Source organism: Petrocella atlantisensis (assembly GCF_900538275.1).
GTDB lineage: Bacteria > Bacillota > Clostridia > Lachnospirales > Vallitaleaceae > Petrocella > Petrocella atlantisensis.
The window spans coordinates 792,560-811,735 of sequence record NZ_LR130778.1; the positions used below are offsets into that span (position 1 = coordinate 792,560).

The window sequence follows — 19,176 nt, forward strand, 5'->3', positions numbered from 1 at the left end:
TAAAAACACATCTTCATCTCATAAATCTCTTAACTCAATAGTTGCCTTTTATTCACTAAGTGCAGAATCAACAGCAAATGTCGCATGTATCGCTGTCGTATCAAAAAGTTCCACCTCAATATCTTCTTTCTTAATCAACATTGGTATTTCTGTACAACCAAGAATGATGCCCTCTGCGCCTCGGCTAACAAGTCCTTGTATGATCTTTATATATTTTTTTTTTGACTCTGTTTTTACGATGCCTTGAACCAACTCATTATAGATTACATCATGTATGATCCCTTGTTCCGCCTCTGTTGGAACAATAACTTCTACGCCATAATTCTCTTGTATTCTGCCTTTATAAAAATTCTGCGCCATAGTGAATCTTGTTCCCAAAAGTCCTACCTTTTTCAACTTTTTTGCTGTGATTTGCTCAGCCGTAGCATCGGCAATATGTAATAACGGAATACCTATGTTGGATTGAACTTCATCGGCCATCATATGCATCGTATTCGTACATATTACAATTAGTTCTGCGCCTGCTTTTTCCAGATTCTTAGCAACATCAATCATCATACGGGTTAATTTCTCCCATTCACCTTTATGCTGTAATGTTTCAATCTCACCAAAATCGACAGAATACATGATGCACTTACATGAATGTAGGTCACCTAACTTGTGTTTAACACGTTGATTGATAATACGATAATACTCTGCTGAAGACTCCCAGCTCATACCACCAATTAATCCAATGGTTTTCATTTATCGAACCTCCCAATTGAAAGTCTTATTTTTTTATTCTTATATTATGGCACATTCCGGTATGAGGAACAATCTTCAGTAAAATATTAGATACCGCATCTATGAAAAATCATACTCACTATGGATTTCTTTATCACCGTAGTGCATGGCTAGTGTTGTCACGACAGCCGTAAGGAAAAACTGAAAAAACATCTCAACACTTGAGGTAATAATCAAAACCATAGGTAAACTACCAATCTGCTGCAACATAGGCAACAGACCTCCCAAAACAAATAGGGATAACCCACTCAAAATCATGACCTTCTTAACCGGTAACTCCAAAAATAAAATAATTGGTAATATTGATATCACAATCAATGCTGAACGTACAATCTCCAACACAAGAATAACATTCCCACTTGGCATATAGAGTCCGTCAATTTGCGACAGGTAATAACCTTCTGTAAAAAGGAATGCATTAAGCCTTCCAAAAAGATAATAAAACGCTACGTAACTACCGATGCTTATCACGATTCTAAAGATCCAATCCAATAATCCTCTGTTATAGAGTGACTTACTCTTTGATGGTCCTTTTCTTTTATACAAAAACACAACACCGGCAGCAATCATTATCGCCATAACAAATTGTTGTAATAGTATGGTTGGAAGAACCTCCCATGTGACTACTCCAGGTACAAAATACAGTGCCTCCATAATCTGTGTTACATAATTCAGATATAAAAATAAAAACACCGCTCCAAAAACCATCAGCTTAGAAAGCCTCAAATTCCAAGCTATAATTCCAAGTAAAATTGATATCGCAGCTCCTGACATTATTGTCATAATAAAAATGTAACTCGTATCTCCATTGATCACAGGCATCGGTAGCTTAAAAACAGTAATCAAGATCCCCGCGATTACTAAAGCCAAAAAAGATAATAAACCTATTACAATCGTTTTCGGAAATTTTTTGACATGTTGTCACGTTACCCATGTTTATAGTTTCTTAAGATGCTTTCACATCTTGTTCTTTTTCTCTTCTTTTTAACTGGATTTAACCAAACTTCATCTTCTATACTCCAGTTACGTATTGCTCCTGGCCATCGTTCTGGATGCTTTGATTTAGCTTCTTGATATACTTTCGTTCTTGCTTCTAATATTGCTTTATCTTGCCCCGTGTGCCTTTCATTTGGGCTTATAAAGCATAATCCGCTGTGCTTATGTTCGTTGTTATACCAGTTCACGAATTGTCTGACCCATAACCTTGATTCATTCACACTATTAAATCCTCTTGGTTGATAATTAGGTCTATATTTTAATGTCTTAAATAAACTTTCTGAATATGGATTATCATTACTTACTCTTGGTCTACTTCTGGATGGTACAATGCCTAAGTTATACAAGGTTTCAAGCATTGTTGCACCTTTCATAGGACTTCCATTATCTGAATGTAAAACTAATGGTTTATCATTCAGCATGATTTTTCATCCATATATGCTCTTTTGATTAGATCACTTGCATGAAGAGCAGACTCTTCTTCCCACACTTCCCAGCCAACTATTTTACGGCTGTACATATCCAAAATCATATATAAATAATAGTGTTGTCCTTTAATTGGTCCTTTTAAATACGTTATATCCCACGTCCATACGTCACAGGCTTTTGATGCTTTATGGGTTTCCATTGGCCTCTTAATTGGGGCTCTTGATCTTCCTCTATGCACTAACTCTTTATGATTTTTAAGGATATTATATATTGTTGTTTCTGACGCTAAATATATTCCTCGATCCGCTAATATCGGTACTATTTGGCTCGGGGCTAAACTACTAAACTCTTCAGTATTACATACTCTTAGTATCTCTTGTTCTTCTTCTTTGCTGATTTTATTCTTAGGTTCTGGTCTCTCACAGGTTTTCTTTTATCTATATAATCACTGTCTTTCCAGCGATCGAACGTTCTTGTATGAATTTTATAATTTCACAAGCTTTATATAATCTTGCTCCATTTTCTACAGCTTCACTAATTAGCTCTACAGCTTGTTTACGATCTTGGGCACTAATTAGTCTTCCTCGTTGTCCGTTCCCCATATCGCATTGGCCTTTTTTCCAAGTACCAATAATGCTGCCGCTTCTGCAAGCGCTTTTCCTTACGATCCAGCTCTTTTTGTAACTTTTCTTTTTTTTTTTCTTTTCTTAGCTCTTGATTGACTTTACTTGTTCTCTCTGATGTTCCACCGTTAGCCTGCATGCAAGCATCTTTCCATTCTTTTACTTGTTCTGGGTAGATCCCTTTTTCTACAGTACTCTGAGAACTCGATTTCACTTAAGTTTGCTGTTTCTAAAACAACTAGAAATTTATCTTGGGTACTCCAATTTTCTGCTTTTTATACTTTGTTGTTGATGATAAACCTGTTCTTTTGACCTCATCACGCCATCTATATAACGTGTTTGCATTGATTCCTGTTTCTTTATGAATATCACTAATCGACTCTTCACCACTAAGTATTCTAGATAGTATCTTTTCTTTTTGTTCCTTACTGTACTTGTTATAACTCATCGTTGTTCTCCTCTTCTTCGAGTATTTATCATACTCTATTTGAGGGTTAGTGACAACTTCCGTTTAACAGAGGGTTTTCCAAATATAACCCCAAACCAATCTCATAATCTTCCCCCTTTTCATTGAATAAATAAATAGTATAGACTCGGATTTCCATATTAATGGGTGTTTCATAATCTGATATAATGCAAATGTCCTTATAAATATAAATTATTTTTTCTTTTTATAAAGCCATTTCTTTTTATTCTTTTTCATCTCAATTTGCTCTTTTGTAAATTCAGTCCGATAAATATAATTTCTTATATCTCCTTGATCACCAATAATCATGCTTACTTTATCTATTATTTTCTTCTGCTCTTTACGAACTTTCTTATCACTACTGAGAACTCTTTTTTCTCTTAATCTTTCTAATTTGCTGACAAATAACTCAAAAGCAGAGTCCTCACTTTCTGAGATTGCTATGATTCCTGCTCGTTCAATTGCAATTATAGTGTTGTCACCATCAAATGTTTGGTGCGCTTCAATTATTTTAGACTTTTCAATTCCTTTTATTCTTGCATCATCTACAAATGGTTTTGCAATTTTAGATGTATTTTCAAGAACATCAATGCTGTTGATCGCCGTCGAAATAGCTGGCATCACTTTCTTTATTGCTGGTGTTGCTTTTTTGGATAGATCCAATATTTTTTTTATTTTCCCCATACTTTTACTCCCTATGTCTAAAATAATTTATTCACAGTTAGATGTACTTTATCATTAATATCATCCAAAAACATATCATGAGATACTCGTCTCATCTTAAATTTAGTATATAATGGTACCACCTTCCAATTTTATTTTAATTAGAAGGCGATTAAAAGATTTTAATTACTTTCATTTTTCTTAATGAAAAGAGGTTCCAAATGCAAACCTCTAAATAATAATAAATAAATTTAATCCATACTTGTAATTACCTATTGGTTCTTCTCAATATTCACCAAAAATATTTTAAACTATAGTTCAAAATTAATGTTATAATATAATATTAAACTTCTAATTTCATTATGTGATTTTGAGTTTACACTCGTAAAAATTTACGCTGTTTATGTAACATTCATATAAGCAATCTTCAAAGGAGGGTTTAAGACCATGAAAAACATATTCTTAATAATAACGGTAATATTTGTACTGACTGCATGTACATCACATGAAACGATGGATCATCCCCAGGTTACCAGTGAAGAAATTTTTATTGCCGAGATGATACCACATCATCAAGAAGCCGTAGACAGTTCACTGCTAATGCTTGAATCTCAAAATACACAGGTTAAGTCACTCGCAGAATCGATTGTCACTGCTCAAGAGCAGGAAGTCAGCATGATGCAAGAATGGATGCGTCAATGGTATCCGGATTCCAACTACACAAGTATGTACCAAAACATGATGCCTGACTTGACTTCTCTGGAAGGTGATGACAAGGATGAAGCTTATTTAAAAGGCATGATCGATCATCACGAAGGTGCCATCATGATGGCCAAGCAAGCACAAGAGCTTGAACTTCGCTCAGAAGTCTTTGAGCTAACCGAAAATATTATTTCAACACAGGAAGATGAGATTACACAAATCAATCAGCTACTTGATAACCTTGATAACTAATAATTATGGAAGGTGCTTTTTTCAGTGCTTCCAAATTATATAAGTGCAACTATATCCTCAGTATGCTTTACTATCTCCTCAGGAAATCCAATTAGATCCAACAAACAATCATACCTATCCATACTTATATACTGCAAATGTTCTTTAGCCAAGCGCGACCGCGCATGGCTAAAGAACTTATTTTATCAATTATGCATATGTCTTTTTCTCAACAGGAACCCATATTTCACAAAAGCAGTCTGCATCAAGATCTTCTGAGTATAGTTCAAAATCAGTATCATCCATCATGCTATACTCTGAACCGGGAAGGAATTCCGAAAAGATTTTTCCCCATGTTGCACCTATACAGTCCCCAGTATCACCAATACATTTAAATACTGCCCATAAAGTAGGCTTTACCTCCCATAGGGTATATCCCTCCGGTACATTATCACCACTAAATTCCATTCCAATACCATAATCAAAATGTGTACTTTCTTTTGATATTGGTGCACATGCTCCATAAATATCATAATTGCTCGCGTTTTGTTTTAAATCTTCAAAAGTTCCATTGTCACCACATTCTTTCCAAAAGTCCGGAATTTCAGTATTTCCCTCTTCTGAAATAATTTCATTTCTAAACTTTGTTACCTTCGTTAATAATTTGAATCCTTCTCGTTTTTCGATTCTGTAGTCCATAATAGTACCACCTTCCAATTTTATTTTAATTAGAAGGCGATTAAAAGATTTTAATTTCATACCTGCACGCCTTGCCACACTCGGCGTAATAACATGGAATCTAGTGAATGCCTTTGTAAAGCTTTCGGGCGAATCATAACCATATTTTAAAGCAATATCAATTACCTTTGCATCCGATACAGACAGTTCCTGCCCAGCCATAGACAACCTTCTATTTCGAATATACTCATTAGCTGTAATACCCGTCACCAAACTAAATGTTCTATGAAAATGATAGCTTGACATGTAGACATGCTTTGCAACATCTTCATATGTAATCGGTTCTAGTATATGTTCTTCCATATAGTCAATTGACCTTTGCAAGTTTTGAATAAAATTCATTTCTCTCACCTCCATGTACCAATAGTACTAAAATAAAACTATTATTTCCTGTCCTACCTTGCTTTCATTTGTCTAAGCACTTTTTGTCACCTATTGGTTCTTCTCAATATATAGATTAAACGCCTTAATTCCAGCTCGCATGAAATTGGCAAATAGAATTGCAAGATAAAGACCAATCCCCATAAATCCTACATATAAAACAATTGCAATTATGGGCATAAATGAAAATGGAAATCCAACACCGCTCATATTCTCACTCCCTTCCGCAAATATATCATACCCAAAAACCTATGGTGCTTTTTTAGTGCTTTAGTTTTTGGGTTTCGTTATTTCATCCAAGAATAATATCATGAAGTACTCATCCGCATATGTACCATCACCATACTTAAGAGCATGCTTCTTTGTCCCATGAATCTGAAATCCTAGATTCCGGTACATCGTTACTGCTCTTTCATTTTGTGTAACAACTTCTAACTCAAGTTGCTCAATGTTGTTGTTTTTACACCACTTTATACATTCTAACATCATTAGTCTGCCAATACCCATACCCCAATACGCTTTTCTAACCGCTATACCTAGGGCAGCTCTATGCAAGTATCGACGTTTATTCATAACTATACCGACAGAACAATTGGCTACAATCTGACCATCTAATTCCCCCACAAACATCTGACTATGCTTATCGTCTACAAGGTTTCTAATAAATGTTGCTTCTTGTTCTAACGTGAAATCAAACTCGTCCGGTTCTCGTGCTAGAAAATGCGTCTCACAGTCCACCGTTTTCATATAATCAATTAACGCCTGGGCATCGGTCTCTTCTGGTACCCTAATTATAAGCTGTTTGTTACCCTTTAATTCATATTTTTCTTTATAAGGTACTGATTTGCCTTCATCCAGTTCATAGTCACACATAATTGATTCCTCCGTTAGCATTATCTATTACTAAATCAATACCCTGATTTTTTACAGCTTAATTTATCAATTTTTATCTCAATAACGGCTACGGCATCTAAATGCTTATCTTGATATTCAAACTCTGTTCTCTTTGAATACTGTGACATTAGAATATCTAAAGCTTCCTTTATCTCAGTCCGTTCTTCTATGATGCTTGCTTGTCCATGACCAATCACACTTATGAACTTCATGCCCCACTCACAAGCCACTTCTCCGCCGTCTACCAACTCCGTATCCACTTCAACTTCAAAACATACTCTTGGATTGGCTTTCATCATCTCTATCTTCATGCCTTCTTTTGCAGAATGTAAATAAAGACAATTGTCCTTATATCCAAAATTCATCGGTACCACATATGGCTCATTATTAACAGAAAGTCCCAATCTGCAAATGTCTGCCTTCTTTAACATCTTCTCAATCTCAATAATATCTATGACTTCTTTTTCGTTTCGTCTCATTTTTTGATCTCCTTACATAGATTCTAACTTTACTAAATACATGATTGGTCATGTTTCTTATTTACTATATCATTTATCAAAGATGGCATCAAATTATACTAAGCTTTTTTAAGATTTCTTAATATTTCTTGATAGCGTCTTGTTGCCAGCGCACTTGGCTCGCCTTTTTTACAGAAACAAAACTTGGCCAATTTTGGAACAATACGCTCAACAACGATTTGACCATCTACCATTTTGGATTCCAGTGCTTTTAAGGCTTCCAAAAACCGGTTGTCTTTTTTTGCACGGTCATAAAAAGATAATACATAAACGTAAACAAAAAGATTGTAGTTGCGGAAGGGATATTCAACCTGCATGAACAAGGTGCCCATTCCGTAGTGACAGGGACCAATTGGTTTCCGAATTGTCCAATGTTCCAGTAAAAAGTCCACAGCCCTCTCAAGGGCTGGTTCTTGGTTGAACCCGTCCCTAAAGCGAAATGCATTCAAGACAGTCAGGGTTGGGAAAGGGTTTGAATACTCCGTTTCCGGCCCTCGCCCATAGCTAAACTTATTGCAACGCCAACCCCCATCGGTATACTGGATATCTAGAAGGTGTTGGAAAGTCTTTTGTATTCTAGCATCCCTCGCATACCCCATATGGCAGAGTACATTGGCAGCGTTAGCGGTTTGGCATGGGTATATAGAACCTGTAGGATACAACCTAAAACTTCCGTCTTCTTTCCATGTACTGAATATTAAGTCAGCACAATTTTCAAGTAGAGGGTCGTTGGGCTTTAAACCTAATTCTAGCAGATAGAGGACACAGTCTAGAGTGGAGAATGGTGATCCCTTTATAAGCCGTTTGTCCGGCGTCGTCCAGTAGTCTGCACCCTGATCATATCTATGTGACACAATCGCTTCATAATCTGATAAATATTGTTGATCTATAGGCATCTCTTTCCCTCCTATACATAAACCATAAATAATAAGGTCCTAAAAAAACTTTTTCAGATAGACCATATCTACAAGCTGTATACCACAGTCGTACATTGGTTTGTCATAATGATCCACGAAAAAATTCTTCACCCGATGAGACAACTCAAAACCACAACTTTCATAAAATCTTATAATTTGGGGACTATCTCCGGTTCCAACATACATAATCTTACATCTATCTTGATAATGCTCAAATAAGTATTTTATTAATCCCTTACCATAACCCTGCTTTTGACAGGATTCATATGTCGCAATATTTTTAAGCTCATATATGCCGTCTTCTTCTTGTGTTACAACACAAACACTCTTGAGATCATCATCGAACAAAGCAAACATGTCCCCACGTTCTAGATATAGATCAATCATATCCTCTTGTTCATCTGCTAATAATAATAAATCTAAATATCTTTTTTTATTCTCTCGAATCATTTCAATTTTCATCTTCGATACCTCATAATTATACTACGCATTTTAGACAGTTTATTAGTGCTATAAAATTATAGACTTTTTTTCAATTCTACCAAGGATTCTAATAAATCCTGCTCAAAAATAGTGCCTTCGCCAATTGGTATATAATACTTTTCTGTTTCTGCAATATATTTCTGCTTAAATTGTTCGTTTGCAATGATGGCACATCTCAGATTATGTATTCTGTCTGCCAACTTTACACATAAAGCCGTTTTATTCATTTTAATATTGTCGATATATTCATTCATAACATAACCATCATACTTGGTCAATAATTTTACCGCTTTTAGTACCTTCTGATTGCTAAGATCTAGAATTTCTTCTTCCGTAGCATCCGTATCTTCCAATAAATCGTGGAACAAGGCTGTTATTATTGTCTCTTCGGATAATGCTTTACTTCTCATTAATTCAGCGACAGCAATTGGATGGGATGAATATGCCTCTCCTCCAAGTCGTATTTGTCCTTTATGTTTCTTAATAATAAACTCTTTTGCCGCATTAATATCCACTTTTATCACCTTCCTTTGAAGAAACAAATTATTTCGCTAAACTATTTATCGTCTTCAAGATACTTATTGAAAGCTCGTGTACCACCTTCAAACTTAATTGACTGGGGTGAGTCCTTTAGTTAAAATAAACAAACCAATAAACTATAATGTACACATAGTGTTGGACACAGATCCTAGAAAATAAGTTATAATGAAGACTATGAGTAGACAAAGAAGAACTTGGACACCCCAGGAAAAAGCAAATATAGTATTGGAGATTTTGCGTGAGGAATCACCTCTTGCCGAAATCTCAAAAAGTATGATATAGCTCAGCCAGTTCTGAGCCGATGGAAAACGGAATTCATAAGCAACATGCCTGCTGTCTTTGATAAGAAAGGCGAAGACGTTCAGAAAGTCAAAGAAGAATACGAGGAGGAAAAGGAGATCCTCATCAAAAGATTGGTGAACTTTCTATGGATGTCGATTATCTTAAAAAACAAGAACAGGTTTTACAACTTCGGAAAAAAGGCATTAGTTGAATTCAGTGGTTCAAAGCTGACTATTATGCGTCAATGCCAGTTACTCGGATTGCCCAGATCAACCGCTTATCATATACCGGTTCCAGTCGCACCCTCGAAACAGGAGATTGATATTAAAATGCCATCGATCGTATTCACTTTAAGGAACCCTCTTTTGGTGTGCGCAGAATCCGTAATGAGCTCCACAAACTTGGCTACGAAATCGGAAGGCGTTTGGTAAAGCGATATATGCAGGAAATGGATATTGTTGCCTTCTATCCAGGACCAAACCTAAGTAAACGTGCAAAGCAAGCAAAAACGTATCCGTATCTATTAAGAAACTTAGCGATTAGAAAGCCGAATCAAGTCTGGTCGATTGACATTTCATACATAGGAACCCCAACGGGTTTTGTATATATAACAGCCATTATAGACTGGTATTCCAGGTTTATAGTCGGTTATTCTATCAGCAATACATTACAGGCTGAATCAGTCACTAGAGTTGTTAAAGAAGCAATCAGGAATCATGGCAAGCCTGAAATTATAAACAGTGATCAAGGTGTACAATTCACCTCAAGGGAGTACATCGAGCTTATTAAAAGCTACGAATCCATTAAAATCAGCATGGATGGTAAAGGCCGTGCAACGGACAATATAGCCATTGAACGTTTCTTTAGATCATACAAATGGGAACGACTATACTTAATGTATCCAGAGACGGTCTCAGAAGTAAAAACTATAACAAGGGAATACATTCAGCATTACAATTATGATCGAGGGCATCAGAGTTACAAGTATAAAACACCGGCAGAAATCTATTACGCTACTGCTGAAAAAGCTGCATAATCAAGAAAGGAGTTCATAACTAAGATTTCTTGATTTTGTGTCTTGACAAGCGTGCACATTATACCTGCAGAAAAAAGAATAAATCCGAAATAAAGAAACATAAAAATTCCCCATCCAAATACCGAATTTGCAGCACCTACATCATTATATATTTCCATTTATTATTCTCCCTCTTAATAACGTCCTGCATGTTGACAACCTTTGCCATCCGTCCACTTAACAACTCCCGGCCACATACAAGGTGTATTATTTTTATTTTGTTTCATTATTTTCACTTCTAATTCTTCTTTTAACTTCTTCTAACAAAACTGGCTGAATGTCTGCATAAGTTAATCGACTAGGCATTTCATCACTGAACATAATCTCCTCAATCTCATATTCTAGCTCACCCTTAAACGCTTCAATCTGCCCACAATATAATCTTCCATACCTTTTTCCATTAGCGCTTTCTACCGAGTAATCACAAATTGCCTTTGGATTATGTTTGATTGCTCCAGTTTCTTCATATATTTCTTGTATGATATTTATAGAAGTAAATATCACACTTTCCTTTCTTTTTTATTCGTGACTATAATACATTCAGATACTGTGGTACCTTTGATTTTTTCTGTAGCACAGACTACTTAACAGGAGTGTATTGCCGCTACCTTTATCTGAATTGTTTATTAGCTGGATGTGCCATACATTTTGTATAGAGTACTTATCTCATTCAAGTCTACAATGATAATCGCTGGTGGACGTCATGGTATCAATAATTCGAAAGGAGATTTAATCTCATGATCTATCTTGGCATTGATATCGCCAAACTTAACCACTTCGCCGCAGCCATATCTTCTGATGGTGAAGTACTTCTCGAGCCGTTCAAATTTACGAATGACAGTGATGGCTTCCATTTGTTGCTCTCTTCAATTAGTTCCTTTAAAAAGAGTGACCTCATCATTGGTCTTGAATCAACAGCTCACTATGGCAACAACCTTATTGAATTTCTTGTATCTAGACACTTTAAGGTTTGTCTCATCAACCCACTTCAGACTTCATCTATGCGAAAAATAACATTCGCAAGACTAAGACTGATAAAGTTGATACCTTTGTTATCGCTAAAACCCTTATGATGCATGATCATCGTTTCCTCACTGTAGAAGACATTGATCTTATGCATTTGAAGAATCTTGGACGTTTCCGTCAGAAGCTGGTTAAAACCGTACTAGGTTGAAAATTCAGCTAACTTCTTATATGGATCAGGTTTTCCCTGAACTCCAATACTTCTTCAAATCAGGTTTGCATCAGAAAGCCTGTTATCAGCTTCTTAAAGAAGCTCCTACTCCGGATGCTATTGCCTCCATGCATATGACTCATCTTTCAGCTCTTCTTTTAAAAGCCTCCCACGGCCACTTCAAGAAAGAACATGCTAAAGCATTAAGAGTTCTTGCAAGGGAGTCTGTCGGATCCAGCGACAGGTCTTTATCTATTCAAATAACTCATGCTATCGAGCAAATCGAGTTATTAGATAGCCAGTTAAAAACTGTTGAATCGGAAATGCAATCAATTATGCTTTCACTTGATTCACTTATCATGACCATTCCAGGCATTGGATTTGTCAATGGTGGAATGATTCTTGGTGAAATTGGTAACATTAAACGCTTCTCCAATGCTAGCAAAGTTCTAGCTTATGCTGGGTTAGATCCGTCTGTTTATCAGTCTGGAAACTTTGTTGCCAAACGTACACGTATGTCAAAACGAGGATCAAAACCTTACGTTATGCATTAATTAATGCTGCAAACAATGTTGTTCGTAACAACGACACATTTAAAGCTTATTACGATACTAAAAGAGCTGAAGGCCGAAACCACTACAACACTTTAGGTCACTGTGCCGGTAAGCTTGTCAGGGTCATCTATAAGATGCTTACTGACGAAGTCGAGTTTAATCTCGACTAATTAAAACCCGAATATCATTTGATTTTGAAAACTACCTTATAGGGAGTCTTATTAAAGTTACCCTTTTTTAAGGAATTCGATTAAAAAGAATTTCCAGCTAATTTATACTTGACTTTTCATAGCTGGTCTCTTTTTGCGGCTTCATCTGGCGTTTCGCCAACCTCAATATGTCCACCTGGAATTTCCCATGTGTTGCGATCCTTATGTCTTACAAATACCCATTGTTTCTTATAAACTGCGCACATTATTACAAACGTCAGTTCATAACCATGATAATCCTGTAATTCATAAAAGTCTATTCTTAACATCCTTGTTACTCCTTAAATAAACTAGATTACTGAGTCTCATCTTCAGTCATACATTGAGTTTTTTGTTATTCAAAAAGTTTTCTTTAAGTCAACATTCCTTTCTGCGAATATCCAAAGTTGGCGACCAACGGGGGCCAACTTTGGGCCGAGCGAAGTAAGCCAAGTACTCGCTGTTGTGCGATGTTATTTGCTCCTTCAGAAATTTTACGATATTTCATATCCATTTTTTTCATATTGAACTATTTTTACATTTATAAAACAGTAAAGAGCTAGCATACACATAACGTCAGTATTTGCCCGATTTGTAAAGCTTTTCAAACATGGAAAATACCACTACTTATTTATTCTTATGAATGTCTTTATACATAACCTTCTCATAATTCCAATTTACATTAGGTTTAATTATATTCTTGAGAGCTTCTTTATCAGCACCTTCAGATAATAAAGCATTATAGAATACCGAGCTTCTGCACAATAATCCAACATTTCTATAAAAGCCCCACAATGAAACGTGTGAGAAATCATAATCAGATTGTTCAAATGCTATATACGGAAAATTCATAGGTATCCAAAGACCAGTTAAATCACATAAGTTATCTTTTTTATTTGACCTCGTCAGCCTTGGGTATCTATTATACTGTGTATTTGTATGCATTATTTTAGAATATGCTTCAAGTAAACCATCCAACTCATCATAACACATACCAAATACTTCAGAAGTCAATAGCCTATTTTCTGTAAATCTCCAGCTCCCATGCTCTTCAATGTGATCTGACACACAAAAATATGTAGTTGCACCGATAGGAAGTTGTAAAATACACTTTAATTTTTTATACTTAACATCTTTATAGGAATCTTCATTAAGAAACGAATCAAAGATAATACAACCTTTATTAATTCTTAAAAATATATCATTCATTTTGGTTTTATTCTTCATATTTAAAGACACAGGAAACGAATCAATATATGTTTCTCTCTCATCATTACGTTTTATACCTGTATAGCAGAATATAGAATTCCTTTCTGAAATATAAAAGAAAGATATAGCGTCATTAATAGATAACTCACTTCCAAACCGTTCTTTTAATAAATTTATGCTATATAGTTGCATATTTTTTTTCATATATATCTCCCATTTAGAAGCTCCAAAAATTAGTCACTGATTAATTATAGATTTCTATCAAATAACATTAAAGAAAATATTAAAGCTAATAATATTAGCAATATATTATTATATGTAGAGAAAGATTAGACGCTTGAACTCTTATAGATTAACCTTAGATCTCATTAACTCATCCCATTTCTTAAGAGTCATTCGATATAAAGCAGCTATTGTCGCAACATTGAGATATGGATGTCCATAATGCCATGAAGTTTTATCCAACTCACTTTTAAGCATATTTTTAAATACCCCTATATCTTCCTCTTTTACATTTCGCTCTATAAATTCCTCGTTTATTGATTTACCATATATTCGTTTATACTCTTGTATTCCTTGAATGCTCCAAAATGTATCATAAATTGAAACTTTATACGCCTTAAGCCAATCCCACATTATCTCAGTATCATTAACATTTGGATTGTCTATGTGGCATCTTTCACATAAAAGAACATAATTAGATGGTTCATCCTTACCTCCTAATGAGTCCGGTATTATATGACATCTTTGTAATTTTCTTTTGTAACCACAACGCCAGCATCTCTCAAGTGCTTCAGAAGCATCAACACTAAAATCGCTTTCATCAATATTTGTAAACCAGTAATCAACTATATCCTCTTTCTTCGTCTTTATACTAACCTTTTTCAACATTTATAATCCATCCCTTTTTCATTTTAATATCGCTTTTATAGCACTAATCTTTTCTGTCAGATAATGTTTTCGTTGTTGCCGTCGTTCATACATGACGGCAACTAGCATGTTAGATGTTGGAATCAAAATAAGTTTCCATAATCTTCAATTTAATTATCATCAATTACGTCTTTTAGTTGATTAGAGTCACTTAAAGTTATGCTACTATATGTTTCTTTTTCTACCCAACATTCTACGATTCCTGCATATTTGGGCAATATATCTGGATAGTAAATATCTTTTGCTTCTATTGTCCTAACTTCATAAGTCATCTTACCATCAACAACTGTTATTAATGTAATCCCATGTTCTTTTGCAAATTTTAATGCCCCTCTTTGAAAACCCGACGTAGTCATCAGAATTCCTTTATTCGCACCGATTGTACGAATCTTGTCATATAGTACTTGCACCTTCTCTCGACTCACAAAACGTTTATACATTTTACATTCCACTAACGTTAGGTATTTCGCTCCCATAAGCTCAAAGGAAATTTGTCCATCAATTTGATATTCTCCATCACTTGATTTTATAATTACATTGTGTTCAAAATTTGAGTTTGGTAAATCCGAACTATACTCTTTGAGAATACTTAGACAAAAAACTTCAAAATCATTCGAGGACATATCTGCAAAATATTCTTCGCTTTTGTATCTCATAGATTCCTCCTATAAATTTGCATTTGTTTATTTTTCTCACTTCACGACATCCTCTCTACATAGAACGAACTGCTCATGTCCTGATAAGGTTAATGCAATGAAGGGGTGCGACTGTACTTAAAGGACTGGGTGTGTCCGCCTATCTTTTCTTCGTAGCTCATTCCCTAGACATTTCTTTCGCTAAGAAGCTATCATGTGCAGTACTTGATGGTAATATACAATAATCACCTTTTCTTCTTAGTCCATACATTTGTATCTGGATTATTTTTGTCTGGCGAACCACCAGAACCAATCGTTCTGTCATGCATCAATAATTCAAGAAGGATATCAAATGTTTCATTGATATCCATTTCAACTACTTTAGCAACTCTTGATGTAGTCATAATGCCTTCCATATCAATTATTTTAAGAATATTCATCTTTTTATCATAATCCGATTTCTTCTTCTCTTGCTCCACCATTCTTCTTAGTTCAATATCTTGTCTCTCAAGCTCTTTTTCATAATACCTAGCTGTAACTTTGTAATATTCATTCGCTCGTTCAGCATATTCTGAAGCCTTAATCTCGCTTTCTTTTGATGCTTTCTTAGCTCTTTCTGCCATAACAAATACAAATATATTCCATAATGCAGTGAGTACACCAATTAACATCATGATGAAACTAATAGTTAATGCTCTGTCAATATCTCCCATACTAATCTCCTTCAAATCGGAAATTTTTTGACATGTTGTCACGTTACCCATGTTTATAGTTTCTTAAGATGCTTTCACATCTTGTTCTTTTTCTCTTCTTTTTAACTGGATTTAACCAAACTTCATCTTCTATACTCCAGTTACGTATTGCTCCTGGCCATCGTTCTGGATGCTTTGATTTAGCTTCTTGATATACTTTCGTTCTTGCTTCTAATATTGCTTTATCTTGCCCCGTGTGCCTTTCATTTGGGCTTATAAAGCATAATCCGCTGTGCTTATGTTCGTTGTTATACCAGTTCACGAATTGTCTGACCCATAACCTTGATTCATTCACACTATTAAATCCTCTTGGTTGATAATTAGGTCTATATTTTAATGTCTTAAATAAACTTTCTGAATATGGATTATCATTACTTACTCTTGGTCTACTTCTGGATGGTACAATGCCTAAGTTATACAAGGTTTCAAGCATTGTTGCACCTTTCATAGGACTTCCATTATCTGAATGTAAAACTAATGGTTTATCATTCAGCATGATTTTCATCCATATATGCTCTTTTGATTAGATCACTTGCATGAAGAGCAGACTCTTCTTCCCACACTTCCCAGCCAACTATTTTACGGCTGTACATATCCAAAATCATATATAAATAATAGTGTTGTCCTTTAATTGGTCCTTTTAAATACGTTATATCCCACGTCCATACGTCACAGGCTTTTGATGCTTTATGGGTTTCCATTGGCCTCTTAATTGGGGCTCTTGATCTTCCTCTATGCACTAACTCTTTATGATTTTTAAGGATATTATATATTGTTGTTTCTGACGCTAAATATATTCCTCGATCCGCTAATATCGGTACTATTTGGCTCGGGGCTAAACTACTAAACTCTTCAGTATTACATACTCTTAGTATCTCTTGTTCTTCTTCTTTGCTGATTTTATTCTTAGGTTCTGGTCTCTCACAGGTTTTCTTTTATCTATATAATCACTGTCTTTCCAGCGATCGAACGTTCTTGTATGAATTTTATAATTTCACAAGCTTTATATAATCTTGCTCCATTTTCTACAGCTTCACTAATTAGCTCTACAGCTTGTTTACGATCTTGGGCACTAATTAGTCTTCCTCGTTGTCCGTTCCCCATATCGCATTGGCCTTTTTTCCAAGTACCAATAATGCTGCCGCTTCTGCAAGCGCTTTTTCCTTACGATCCAGCTCTTTTTGTAACTTTTCTTTTTCTTTTTTTTCTTTTCTTAGCTCTTGATTGACTTTACTTGTTCTCTCTGATGTTCCACCGTTAGCCTGCATGCAAGCATCTTTCCATTCTTTTACTTGTTCTGGGTAGATCCCTTTTTTTCTACAGTACTCTGAGAACTCGATTTCACTTAAGTTTGCTGTTTCTAAAACAACTAGAAATTTATCTTGGGTACTCCAATTTTCTGCTTTTTATACTTTGTTGTTGATGATAAACCTGTTCTTTTGACCTCATCACGCCATCTATATAACGTGTTTGCATTGATTCCTGTTTCTTTATGAATATCACTAATCGACTCTTCACCACTAAGTATTCTAGATAGTATCTTTTCTTTTTGTTCCTTACTGTACTTGTTATAACTCATCGTTGTTCTCCTCTTCTTCGAGTATTTATCATACTCTATTTGAGGGTTAGTGACAACTTCCGTTTAACAGAGGGAAATCTAACAAACCAATTAAGTATTGCGCATTACATTCCAGCAGTTTCCGACGTTCTTTCATTTAATATCTTGGCTGAAAAGTGGCACCCATCCTTGCCTTGCCAGGATTGTGACATCGAAAATTTTAGGATACTGGGTGTTATGGAAAGTTTATAGGTTAAATTTAATATCATTTTTCAATATAAGTCTTCCAATTTCATAAATGGCTGCAAATTCTAATGACTCAACTTTTGAGATTTTTTCGCAAGATTGAATTTCTCTATAATAAACTCCATCTGTATATATATAGTCATAGTATTTATCCATTTTAACACATTGATAAGGTGTGACTTCTCCCTCAGCTTGAATTATACCTGCTGTAATAGAATGATTACCACCATGTACAAATGCTACTCCTACTGGTAACCATAGTTCTATGCAATGATTTATTTTATCTTCTTTCCACTCTTTACTGTGAAGTTCTGACCCAAAATTGCATAGTGCAGAGCAATATCGATTATAATTCCAAGGCCATGGTAAAATTAGATCTCTACCTAATTTCAAACTTCCTTTGTGATCAATTCTTTCTATTAGATCAAATATCTTAACTTCTTTACCACCAATATTAATAGTTTCCATGACATTAATAAAAATATCTTCTTTTACCTGTTTAGGTCCTTTTCCCTCAATAAATAGAGATTGCAAATACTCAGTTTGAGTGCTTCTTCCTAGTAATCTAATAAAGTTAAATATAGGATGATTTTTGCATTTTTCTCCATACATATCTTCTATCATTCTATTTTCATTAATAATTTCATTTGCACTTTTTAATATTTGATTAAACTTTTTATACTTACTTCTATTATAATAATTATCAATCATCTCTAATATCATATTATCCCTTTCTTACATAGTTGGATAAGTCAGATGGATTACTTCCTCTTTCTCCCCTAAAAACCGTGTGTGAGACCTTCATCTCATACGACTCAAGCTATCTGTAACCAATCTTGTCATAGGTCACCGCAAGTAACGCGGTTGTTAAATTCATCTTATTTCCCGAATAATCTTGATTCGTGGCGCCGTTAATCAAGATTATTCATTCCCTTAAATAGAAGTGCGCTTCAGCTTGCATGGCTCTATCTTGCAAAGTTGGTACTCCTAATGGTCTTAAAATCCCCTTATATTCCATAATAAAAATCCTTCTTAACGGTTTTGCTTTATATCCTTTTCTTCTAGATTTAATGTACTCTTATATATCTAGCATCATTATTCCATACCTCGCCGTCAACTCCTGGTGTCTTACCGCCTTTGTTACTGATGACTTTCTACACTTCCTCTACCCACTCCAAGTTGTACTTTTTTACGAAAGCCTACCTTTTG

The 19,176-nt window shown here is 35.0% G+C and carries 21 protein-coding genes and 4 pseudogenes; 4 read left to right on the forward strand and 21 right to left on the reverse strand.

The genetic code is table 11. The features are described 5' to 3' along the window. Positions 1 to 48: 48 nt before the first annotated feature. From PATL70BA_RS03740 to PATL70BA_RS03765, 4 genes and pseudogenes are all read right to left on the reverse strand, one after another. The gene (locus PATL70BA_RS03740) at positions 49 to 744 is read right to left on the reverse strand and encodes an aspartate/glutamate racemase family protein (RefSeq protein ID WP_125136127.1); all 696 of its coding nucleotides are present in this window, start codon (positions 742 to 744) and stop codon (positions 49 to 51) included. A gap of 99 nt (positions 745 to 843) precedes the next feature. Continuing rightward, the gene (locus PATL70BA_RS03745; protein WP_125136128.1) at positions 844 to 1,566 is read right to left on the reverse strand and encodes a hypothetical protein; all 723 of its coding nucleotides are present in this window, start codon (positions 1,564 to 1,566) and stop codon (positions 844 to 846) included. Positions 1,567 to 1,709: 143 nt separating this feature from the next. Continuing rightward, a pseudogene (locus PATL70BA_RS17045) lies at positions 1,710 to 3,279 on the reverse strand (IS3 family transposase). A 210-nt stretch (positions 3,280 to 3,489) separates the two neighbouring features. Continuing rightward, the gene (locus PATL70BA_RS03765) at positions 3,490 to 3,981 is read right to left on the reverse strand and encodes a hypothetical protein (RefSeq protein ID WP_125136132.1); all 492 of its coding nucleotides are present in this window, start codon (positions 3,979 to 3,981) and stop codon (positions 3,490 to 3,492) included. A 426-nt stretch (positions 3,982 to 4,407) separates the two neighbouring features. Between PATL70BA_RS03765 and PATL70BA_RS03770 the strand changes: the two genes are divergently transcribed. Beyond that, complete coding sequence (locus tag PATL70BA_RS03770; RefSeq protein ID WP_125136133.1) at positions 4,408 to 4,914, forward strand: DUF305 domain-containing protein; 507 nt, start codon at positions 4,408 to 4,410, stop codon at positions 4,912 to 4,914. A gap of 189 nt (positions 4,915 to 5,103) precedes the next feature. Here the strand turns inward: PATL70BA_RS03770 and PATL70BA_RS03775 are convergent, their stop codons facing one another. The 7 genes from PATL70BA_RS03775 to PATL70BA_RS03800 all read right to left on the reverse strand — a co-directional run bounded on the left by PATL70BA_RS03775 (position 5,104) and on the right by PATL70BA_RS03800 (position 9,339). Beyond that, on the reverse strand, positions 5,104 to 5,973 hold the full coding sequence (locus PATL70BA_RS03775; RefSeq protein WP_125136134.1) for an AraC family transcriptional regulator: 870 nt from the start codon (positions 5,971 to 5,973) through the stop codon (positions 5,104 to 5,106). A 90-nt stretch (positions 5,974 to 6,063) separates the two neighbouring features. Beyond that, a complete protein-coding gene (locus tag PATL70BA_RS16190) occupies positions 6,064 to 6,222 on the reverse strand; it encodes a hypothetical protein (RefSeq protein WP_172596083.1) in 159 nt (52 codons plus the stop codon). A 60-nt stretch (positions 6,223 to 6,282) separates the two neighbouring features. Next, entirely contained in the window at positions 6,283 to 6,885 is a 603-nt protein-coding gene (locus tag PATL70BA_RS03780) for a GNAT family N-acetyltransferase (protein WP_172596084.1), read from the reverse strand. Between the two features lie 35 nt (positions 6,886 to 6,920). Beyond that, on the reverse strand, positions 6,921 to 7,385 hold the full coding sequence (locus PATL70BA_RS03785; RefSeq protein ID WP_125136136.1) for a pyridoxamine 5'-phosphate oxidase family protein: 465 nt from the start codon (positions 7,383 to 7,385) through the stop codon (positions 6,921 to 6,923). Between the two features lie 98 nt (positions 7,386 to 7,483). Further along, the gene (locus PATL70BA_RS03790) at positions 7,484 to 8,320 is read right to left on the reverse strand and encodes a prenyltransferase (protein ID WP_125136137.1); all 837 of its coding nucleotides are present in this window, start codon (positions 8,318 to 8,320) and stop codon (positions 7,484 to 7,486) included. 39 nt (positions 8,321 to 8,359) lie between these two features. After that, positions 8,360 to 8,803: a GNAT family N-acetyltransferase gene (locus tag PATL70BA_RS03795; protein ID WP_125136138.1), complete on the reverse strand. Its 444-nt coding sequence runs from the start codon at positions 8,801 to 8,803 to the stop codon at positions 8,360 to 8,362. 56 nt (positions 8,804 to 8,859) lie between these two features. Next, positions 8,860 to 9,339, reverse strand: coding sequence for an HD domain-containing protein (locus PATL70BA_RS03800; protein WP_172596085.1), 480 nt, complete (start codon positions 9,337 to 9,339; stop codon positions 8,860 to 8,862). A gap of 199 nt (positions 9,340 to 9,538) precedes the next feature. On the opposite strand from PATL70BA_RS03800, the pseudogene PATL70BA_RS03805 reads away from it, so the two are divergent. Continuing rightward, a pseudogene (locus PATL70BA_RS03805) lies at positions 9,539 to 10,682 on the forward strand (IS3 family transposase). On the opposite strand, the gene PATL70BA_RS03810 reads toward PATL70BA_RS03805, so the two are convergent. The 3 genes from PATL70BA_RS03810 to PATL70BA_RS16455 form a co-directional block, all read right to left on the reverse strand. After that, positions 10,655 to 10,840, reverse strand: a complete 186-nt coding sequence (locus PATL70BA_RS03810) for a hypothetical protein (protein ID WP_125136140.1) — start codon at positions 10,838 to 10,840, stop codon at positions 10,655 to 10,657. The pseudogene PATL70BA_RS03805 and the gene PATL70BA_RS03810 sit on opposite strands and share 28 nt — an antisense overlap. A 94-nt stretch (positions 10,841 to 10,934) precedes the next feature. Next, positions 10,935 to 11,225: an NUDIX hydrolase gene (locus PATL70BA_RS03815; protein WP_125136141.1), complete on the reverse strand. Its 291-nt coding sequence runs from the start codon at positions 11,223 to 11,225 to the stop codon at positions 10,935 to 10,937. A 197-nt stretch (positions 11,226 to 11,422) separates the two neighbouring features. Beyond that, positions 11,423 to 11,575 carry a hypothetical protein gene (locus tag PATL70BA_RS16455; protein ID WP_243116024.1) on the reverse strand — a complete coding sequence of 51 codons (153 nt, stop codon included), beginning with the start codon at positions 11,573 to 11,575 and terminating at the stop codon, positions 11,423 to 11,425. On the opposite strand from PATL70BA_RS16455, the pseudogene PATL70BA_RS17050 reads away from it, so the two are divergent. After that, positions 11,510 to 11,895: pseudogene (locus PATL70BA_RS17050) on the forward strand (IS110 family transposase). The gene PATL70BA_RS16455 and the pseudogene PATL70BA_RS17050 overlap by 66 nt on opposite strands. Beyond that, a complete protein-coding gene (locus PATL70BA_RS17055) occupies positions 11,892 to 12,449 on the forward strand; it encodes a transposase (RefSeq protein ID WP_408634447.1) in 558 nt (185 codons plus the stop codon). The pseudogene PATL70BA_RS17050 and the gene PATL70BA_RS17055 overlap by 4 nt, the downstream one beginning before the upstream one ends. 286 nt (positions 12,450 to 12,735) lie before the next feature. Here the strand turns inward: PATL70BA_RS17055 and PATL70BA_RS03825 are convergent, their stop codons facing one another. From PATL70BA_RS03825 to PATL70BA_RS03870, 7 genes and pseudogenes are all read right to left on the reverse strand, one after another. After that, positions 12,736 to 12,927 (reverse strand): NUDIX domain-containing protein, encoded by a 192-nt coding sequence (locus PATL70BA_RS03825; RefSeq protein WP_125136142.1) that lies wholly within the window; start codon positions 12,925 to 12,927, stop codon positions 12,736 to 12,738. A 337-nt stretch (positions 12,928 to 13,264) separates the two neighbouring features. After that, on the reverse strand, positions 13,265 to 14,050 hold the full coding sequence (locus PATL70BA_RS03830) for a hypothetical protein (protein WP_125136143.1): 786 nt from the start codon (positions 14,048 to 14,050) through the stop codon (positions 13,265 to 13,267). Positions 14,051 to 14,191: 141 nt separating this feature from the next. Further along, the gene (locus tag PATL70BA_RS03835; protein WP_330510207.1) at positions 14,192 to 14,737 is read right to left on the reverse strand and encodes an HNH endonuclease; all 546 of its coding nucleotides are present in this window, start codon (positions 14,735 to 14,737) and stop codon (positions 14,192 to 14,194) included. Between the two features lie 149 nt (positions 14,738 to 14,886). After that, positions 14,887 to 15,432, reverse strand: coding sequence for a restriction endonuclease (locus PATL70BA_RS03840; protein WP_125136144.1), 546 nt, complete (start codon positions 15,430 to 15,432; stop codon positions 14,887 to 14,889). 224 nt (positions 15,433 to 15,656) lie between these two features. Then, complete coding sequence (locus tag PATL70BA_RS03845; protein WP_125136145.1) at positions 15,657 to 16,124, reverse strand: hypothetical protein; 468 nt, start codon at positions 16,122 to 16,124, stop codon at positions 15,657 to 15,659. A 43-nt stretch (positions 16,125 to 16,167) separates the two neighbouring features. Then, positions 16,168 to 17,742: pseudogene (locus PATL70BA_RS17060) on the reverse strand (IS3 family transposase). 225 nt (positions 17,743 to 17,967) lie between these two features. Continuing rightward, a complete protein-coding gene (locus tag PATL70BA_RS03870) occupies positions 17,968 to 18,690 on the reverse strand; it encodes a DUF6710 family protein (protein ID WP_125136149.1) in 723 nt (240 codons plus the stop codon). Positions 18,691 to 19,176 lie beyond the last annotated feature (486 nt).

What these genes read in the sequence shown, in the direction of transcription:
- PATL70BA_RS16455 (WP_243116024.1), bottom strand. Translation starts at nt 11,575, where the DNA reads ATGGAAGCCATCACTGTCATTCGTAAATTTGAACGGCTCGAGAAGTAC.
- PATL70BA_RS03775 (WP_125136134.1), bottom strand. Translation starts at nt 5,973, where the DNA reads ATGAATTTTATTCAAAACTTGCAAAGGTCAATTGACTATATGGAAGAA.
- PATL70BA_RS03770 (WP_125136133.1), top strand. Translation starts at nt 4,408, where the DNA reads ATGAAAAACATATTCTTAATAATAACGGTAATATTTGTACTGACTGCA.
- PATL70BA_RS16190 (WP_172596083.1), bottom strand. Translation starts at nt 6,222, where the DNA reads ATGAGCGGTGTTGGATTTCCATTTTCATTTATGCCCATAATTGCAATT.
- PATL70BA_RS03845 (WP_125136145.1), bottom strand. Translation starts at nt 16,124, where the DNA reads ATGGGAGATATTGACAGAGCATTAACTATTAGTTTCATCATGATGTTA.
- PATL70BA_RS03785 (WP_125136136.1), bottom strand. Translation starts at nt 7,385, where the DNA reads ATGAGACGAAACGAAAAAGAAGTCATAGATATTATTGAGATTGAGAAG.
- PATL70BA_RS03795 (WP_125136138.1), bottom strand. Translation starts at nt 8,803, where the DNA reads ATGAAAATTGAAATGATTCGAGAGAATAAAAAAAGATATTTAGATTTA.
- PATL70BA_RS03740 (WP_125136127.1), bottom strand. Translation starts at nt 744, where the DNA reads ATGAAAACCATTGGATTAATTGGTGGTATGAGCTGGGAGTCTTCAGCA.
- PATL70BA_RS03835 (WP_330510207.1), bottom strand. Translation starts at nt 14,737, where the DNA reads ATGTTGAAAAAGGTTAGTATAAAGACGAAGAAAGAGGATATAGTTGAT.
- PATL70BA_RS03745 (WP_125136128.1), bottom strand. Translation starts at nt 1,566, where the DNA reads ATGACAATAATGTCAGGAGCTGCGATATCAATTTTACTTGGAATTATA.
- PATL70BA_RS03810 (WP_125136140.1), bottom strand. Translation starts at nt 10,840, where the DNA reads ATGGAAATATATAATGATGTAGGTGCTGCAAATTCGGTATTTGGATGG.
- PATL70BA_RS03780 (WP_172596084.1), bottom strand. Translation starts at nt 6,885, where the DNA reads ATGTGTGACTATGAACTGGATGAAGGCAAATCAGTACCTTATAAAGAA.
- PATL70BA_RS03765 (WP_125136132.1), bottom strand. Translation starts at nt 3,981, where the DNA reads ATGGGGAAAATAAAAAAAATATTGGATCTATCCAAAAAAGCAACACCA.
- PATL70BA_RS03840 (WP_125136144.1), bottom strand. Translation starts at nt 15,432, where the DNA reads ATGAGATACAAAAGCGAAGAATATTTTGCAGATATGTCCTCGAATGAT.
- PATL70BA_RS03830 (WP_125136143.1), bottom strand. Translation starts at nt 14,050, where the DNA reads ATGAAAAAAAATATGCAACTATATAGCATAAATTTATTAAAAGAACGG.
- PATL70BA_RS03825 (WP_125136142.1), bottom strand. Translation starts at nt 12,927, where the DNA reads ATGTTAAGAATAGACTTTTATGAATTACAGGATTATCATGGTTATGAA.
- PATL70BA_RS03790 (WP_125136137.1), bottom strand. Translation starts at nt 8,320, where the DNA reads ATGCCTATAGATCAACAATATTTATCAGATTATGAAGCGATTGTGTCA.
- PATL70BA_RS03870 (WP_125136149.1), bottom strand. Translation starts at nt 18,690, where the DNA reads ATGATATTAGAGATGATTGATAATTATTATAATAGAAGTAAGTATAAA.